Annotated in this window: 3 protein-coding genes; all 3 read left to right on the top strand. The window is 74.8% G+C overall.

Annotated elements, in window-relative coordinates:
• Positions 1–4684: amino acid adenylation domain-containing protein (locus OP86_RS31885; protein ID WP_033334316.1), on the top strand; the 4684-nt coding region annotated here is incomplete at its 5' end.
• Positions 4681–5031 (top strand): nuclear transport factor 2 family protein, encoded by a 351-nt coding sequence (locus tag OP86_RS31890; RefSeq protein ID WP_030062607.1) that lies wholly within the window; start codon positions 4681–4683, stop codon positions 5029–5031. The genes OP86_RS31885 and OP86_RS31890, both read left to right, overlap by 4 nt.
• A 44-nt stretch (positions 5032–5075) precedes the next feature.
• The gene (locus OP86_RS31895) at positions 5076–6152 is read left to right on the top strand and encodes a branched-chain amino acid aminotransferase (RefSeq protein ID WP_051831139.1); all 1077 of its coding nucleotides are present in this window, start codon (positions 5076–5078) and stop codon (positions 6150–6152) included.
• Positions 6153–6216: the final 64 nt, after the last annotated feature.

Below are 6216 nucleotides of genomic sequence, written 5' to 3' on the forward strand. Positions count from 1 at the left end.
ACCCGGCACCCGGATGTACCGCACCGGTGACCTGGTGCGCCGCCGCCCGGACGGGCAGCTGGAGTTCGTCGGCCGGGTGGACCACCAGGTGAAGATCCGGGGCTTCCGGATCGAACTCGGCGAGGTCGAGGCCGCGTTGACCCGCTGCGAGGGCGTCCGGCAGGCCGTCGTCCTCGCCCGGGAGGACACCCCCGGCGACAAGCGACTGGTCGGCTACGTCGTCGGCGAGCAGAACGGCGAGCAGAACGGCGAGCAGAACGGCGAGCCCGACCTGGACCCGGCCGCCCTGCGCGACCTGGTCGGGGAGCGGCTGCCCGAATACCTCGTCCCCTCCGCCGTGATCGTCCTCGACGCACTGCCGCTGACCCCCAACGGCAAGCTCGACCGGAACGCTCTGCCCGCCCCCGACTACACCTCAGGCAGCACCGCCCGCGCACCCCGCACCGCCCGCGAGGAGATCCTCTGCGTGCTGTTCGCCGAGGTGCTGGGCCTGGAGAGCGTCGGCATCGACGACGGCTTCTTCGAGCTCGGCGGCCACTCCCTCCTGGCCACCCGGCTGATCAGCCGCATCCGCGCCACCCTGGACGCCGAGTTGAGCATCCGGGAGCTGTTCCAGTACCCGACGGTCCGGACCATGGCCGCCGCGCTGGACCAGCAGGGCGGCGTGCGCACCCCGCTCACCCCGATGCCGCGCACCGGCGACATCCCGCTCTCCTCCGCCCAGCAGCGCGTCTGGTTCATCAACCGGATCGAGCGGACCGACGAGAACGCCTACTACAACTGCCCGTTCGCCCTGCGGCTGCGCGGCCCGCTGGACGCCGCCGCACTGGAGCAGGCCCTGCTGGACGTGGTCGGCCGGCACGAGTCGCTGCGCACCGTCTTCCCGGAGACCGACGGCGTCCCGCGCCAGCACGTCCTCGACGACGTCGCGGGCCGGCTGCGCCTCACCGTCCACGACTGCACCGCCACCGGCCCCGCCGAGGCCCTGGCCGCCGCCGTCGCCCGCGGCTTCGACGTCACCACCGACCTGCCGCTGCGGGCCGAGCTGATGGTCGTCGGACCGGAGGAGCACGTCCTGCTGCTGGTGATCCACCACATCGCCACCGACGGCTCCTCGATGGCCCCGCTGATGGCGGACCTCGCCACCGCCTACCGGGCGCGCCGCACGGGCCGGGCCCCCGGCTGGGAGCCGCTGCCGGTGCAGTACGCCGACTACACCCTCTGGCAGCGCGACCTGCTCGGCCGGGAGGACGACCCGGACAGCCTGCTGGCCGCCCAGATCGCCTACTGGAAGGAGGCCCTGGCCGGCCAGCCCGAGGAGATCGGCCTCCCGGTGGACCGGCCGCGACCGGCCGTCTCCTCGCACACCGGCGGCATGGTGCACGCCGCACTGGACGCGGCGGTGCACAAGGAGCTCGCCGGCCTCGCCCGGGCCAACGGCGTCACCCTGTTCATGGTGCTGCACGCCGCCGTCGCCACCGTGCTGTCGCGGCTGGGCGCCGGCACCGACGTCTCGGTCGGAACCCCGGTGGCCGGGCGCACCGACGAGGCGCTGGACGGCCAGGTCGGCTTCTTCGTCAACACCCTGGTGCTGCGCACCGACCTGTCCGGCAACCCGACCTTCCGCGAGCTGCTGGCCCGCGTCCGGGACACCGACCTCGGCGCGCTCGACCACCAGGACGTCCCGTTCGAGCGCCTGGTCGACGTGCTCAACCCGGCCCGGGTCGCCGCCCGCAACCCGCTGTTCCAGATCGTCCTGGCCCTGCACAACCACGCCCTGGAGGACGCCGAGTTCGCCGGCCTGCCGGTCGAGGCGGAGCCCGTCGAACTGGGGGCGGCCAAGCTCGACCTGAACCTCAACTTCACCGAGGTCCGCGACCCGGCCGGCACCGTGACCGGCCTGGCCGCCGCGCTGGAGTACTCCGCGGACCTGTTCGACCGGTCCACCGCCGAGTGGCTGCTGCGCTGCCTGGTCGGCCTGCTCGACGCCGTCACCGACGATCCCGACGCGCGGATCGGGGCGCTCCCGGTGTTCTCCGCGGCCGACCGGCGCGAGCTGGCGGCCTGGAACGACACCGGGCAGCCCGTCCCGGCGGCCACCCTGCACGGGCTGGTCGAGGCCCAGGCGGCCCGCACCCCCGGGGCGCTCGCCGTCCGGTTCGCCGACACCGAGCTGAACTACGCCGAACTGGACGCCCGGGCCAACCGGTTGGCCCACCACCTGCTGGCGCACGGCGCCGGCCCCGGCCGACTGGTGGCCGTCGCCGTCCCGCGCTCGGCGGAGCTGCCGGTGGCGTTGCTCGCCGTGCTGAAGACCGGGGCCGCCTACGTCCCGGTCGACCCGGGCCACCCGGCGGACCGGATCCGGCAGATCCTGACCGAGGCCCGGCCGACGGTGCTGCTCACCGACACGGCCGGCGCGCAGTCCGAGTGGGCCGCCCCGGCCGCCCCGGCCGACCGGGCCGACCGGGCCCACGGCGCCCCGGTGATCGCCCTCGACACCGAGGCCACCCGTGCGGCGCTGGCCGCCCGCCCGGACACCGCCCCGGCCCCGGCCCCGCAGGCCGAGGCGCAGACGGCCTACGTGATGTACACCTCGGGCTCCACCGGCCGCCCCAAGGGCGTCGTGGTCGACCACCCGAGCGTGGTCAACCTGCTGACCGAGCTGGCCCACGAACTGCCGATGGCCGTCGGCGACGTGATGCTCCAGCAGGCCACGGCCGCCTTCGACATCTCGGTGCCCGAGCTGTTCCTGCCGCTGATGCAGGGCGGCGCCACCGCCCTCACCACCCGTGAGGAGGTCCGCGACCCGGCCGTCCTGGCCACCCTGATCGGGCGCTACGGCGTCACGGTGTTCCAGGCGACGCCGAGCCTGTGGCAGGCCCTGCTGGACGAGCGCCCCGAAGCCGTCCGGGGCCTGCGGATGATGGTCGGCGGGGACGCCCTGCCGCCGGCCCTGGCGGCCCGGCTGGGGGCGGCCGGCGCCCGGCTGGTCCACTGCTACGGGCCGACCGAGACCACCGTCTGGTCCACCACCGCCGACCTGACCGGCCGCTCCGGTACCCCGCCGATCGGCCACCCGATCCGCAACACCCGGGCGTACGTCCTGGACGGGTACCTCAACCCGGTGCCCCCGAGGGTCGTCGGTGAGCTCTACCTCGCCGGGACCGGCCTGGCCCGCGGCTACCTGGGCCGGCCGGGGCTGACCGCCGAGCGCTTCGTCGCCGACCCGTTCGCGCTGGGGGAGCGGATGTACCGCACCGGTGACCTGGTGCGCCGCCGCACCGACGGGCAGCTGGAGTTCGTCGGCCGGGTGGACCACCAGGTGAAGGTCCGCGGCTTCCGGATCGAACTCGGCGAGGTCGAGGCCGCCCTGGCCGCGCACCCGGCGGTCCTGCAGAGCGCGGCGGCCGTCCACGAGGACGGGCCGGGCGGGCAGCGGCTGGTCGGCTACGTCGTGCCGCGGCCCGGCACGACGCCGCCGGCCCCGGACGAGCTGCGCCGGCACGTCGGCGGGCGGCTGCCCGAGTACATGGTGCCCTCCGCCGTCGTCCTCCTCGACGCCCTGCCGCTGACCTCCAACGGCAAGCTCGACCGCACGTCCCTGCCCGCCCCCGCCTACGCGGGCACCGGGCGCGCCCCGCGCACCCCGCGCGAGGAGGTGCTCTGCGGCCTGTTCGCCGAGGTGCTGGACCTGGACAGCGTCGGCGTCGACGACAGCTTCTTCGACCTCGGCGGCCACTCCCTGCTCGCCACCCGCCTGACCAGCCGGATCCGCGCCGCCCTCGGGGTGGAGCCGGGCATCCGCGAACTGTTCGCGGCGCCCACCCCGGCCGGCCTGGCCACCGCGCTGGACGACGGCGGCCAGGGCGACGCGCTCGGCGTGCTCTTCCCGCTGCGCCCGCACGGCGACGCCACCCCGCTGTTCTGCGTCCACCCGGTGGCCGGGGTCAGCTGGGTCTACTCCGGGCTGCTGCGCCACCTCGACCCGCAGGTACCGGTGTTCGGGCTGCAGGCCCGGGGGCTGACCGAGCCGGGAGCGCTGCCGAGGAGCATCGCCGAGATGGCCGAGGACTACGTCGCCGAGATCCGCAAGGCCCGCCCGCACGGCCCGTACCGGCTGCTCGGCTGGTCCTTCGGCGGCATGGTCGCCCACGCCGTCGCCGTCCGGCTGCAGGCCGAGGGCGAGCAGGTCGAACAGCTCACCGTGCTGGACGGCTTCCCCGCCCACCCCGAGGCCGACCGGCTCCCCGCCGACGCCCCGGAACCGGAGACGCTGGCCGCGCTGCTCCACTCGCTCGGCCACCCGGTGCCCGACCCCGCCGACGGCGGGGGAGAGCTGGACCGGGCCCGGTTCCGGGCGGTGCTGGAGCACGGCGGCAGCCCGCTCTCCGGCCTCGACGAGGCCGAACTCGCCGCCCTGGTCGCGGTCTTCGCCAACAACGCCGACCTCGTCCACACCGAGGTCTCCGGCGTCTACCACGGCGACCTGATCCACTTCACCGCCACGCTCGGCAAGCCCGCCGACGCGCCCACCGCCGAGGACTGGCGCCCGTACGTCACCGGGGCCGTCCACACCCACGAGCTCGCCTGCCACCACGGCGCCATGACGCAGCCCGCACCGATCGCCGCCGTCAGCGCCGTCCTGGCCGGGCACACCCCGACCCCGAGGAGGACCTCATGAACGTCGAACAGGCCCGTGAGTTCTACGAGTTGATCGACACCGACGACATCGCCGGGCTGATCGGGAGGTTCGCCCCCGAGGCCGCCTACCACCGGCCCGGCTACGACCCGCTGGTCGGCCGGGAGCGGCTGCGCCGCTTCTACGCCGAGGAGCGGGTGATCAAGGAAGGCCGGCACACCCTGGAGCGGGTGGTCGAGTCCGACGGCCTGACCGCCGTGCACGGCAGCTTCCGCGGCACCCTGCACGACGGCCGCCCGGCGGCCCACCGCTTCGCCGAGTTCTTCGAGTCGACGCCGGAGGGGCTGATCGCCCGCCGCGACACCTTCTTCTTCGTCTCGCTGGTCTGAGCACCCGCCCCCACACCCACCGAACACCCACCGAAGGAGCACCCGTGACCTCCGCCACGCAGCGCAAGCCCATCGCGATCGACCCCGCCCGCGTCATCACCGACCCCGGCTACGGCGAGGCCTTCACCGAGCACCTCTTCAGCATCGACTGGTCGCCCGAACTGGGCTGGCACGGAGCCGAGTTGAAGCGCCTCGACAACCTGTCCCTGCACCCCGCCACCCTCGGCCTGCACTACGGCCAGGTCATCTTCGAGGGCCTCAAGGCCCACCGCCGGGTGGACGGCACCGTCGCCGCCTTCCGCCCCGAGGACCACGCCCGCCGCTTCCAGCGCTCCGCCCGCCGGCTGGCCATGCCCGAACTGCCCGAGGAGATCTTCACCGACGCCATCGAGCAGCTGATCGAGCGCGACGGCGGGATGCTCTCGGAGGACCCGACGCACTGCATCTACCTGCGCCCGATCATGTTCGCCACCGACGTCACGCTGATGCTGCGGCCCTCCAACGGCTACCGCTTCCTGCTGATGGCCTTCGTGGCGGCCGGGTTCTTCGGTGACGACATCGAGTCGGTGTCCGCGTGGGTCAGCCACGACTACGTCCGGGCGTTCCCCGGCGGCACCGGCAACGTCAAGGTGGCCGGCAACTACGCCGGCTCCTTCGCAGCCCAGCGCCAGGCCCAGGAGGCCGGCTGCCCGCAGGTGCTGTGGCTGGACGCGGTCGAGCGCCGGTGGATCGAGGAGATGGGCGGCATGAACGTCTTCTTCGTCCGCGGCGAGGGCCCGGGCGCCGAGGTGGTCACCCCGCAGCTGACCGGCACCCTGCTGCCGGGCGTCACCCGGGACACCGTCCTGGCCCTGGCCGAGCGCCTCGGCCACACCCCGCGCGAGGAGCGGATCTCGCTGGAGCAGTGGAAGGACGAGTGCGAACGGGGCGTCATCACCGAGGTGTTCGCCTGCGGGACGGCCGCGGTGGTCACCCCGGTCAAGTCGATCCACGACGACGGCGAGGAGTGGGTGGTCGGCGACGGCACGCCCGGCCCGGTCACCCGCGCCCTGCACCGCGCCCTGGTGGACCTGCACCACGGCCTGACCGAGCAGCCGCCAGCCTGGGGCGCCCAGCACTGACCGGCCGCGGGCCCGCCGCCGCCCGCCCGCCGGTCGCCCGCGGGCCCGCCGCCCCCCCCGCCCC

It is taken from the genome of Streptomyces novaecaesareae (assembly GCF_000716875.1).
GTDB classification, from domain to species: domain Bacteria; phylum Actinomycetota; class Actinomycetes; order Streptomycetales; family Streptomycetaceae; genus Kitasatospora; species Kitasatospora novaecaesareae.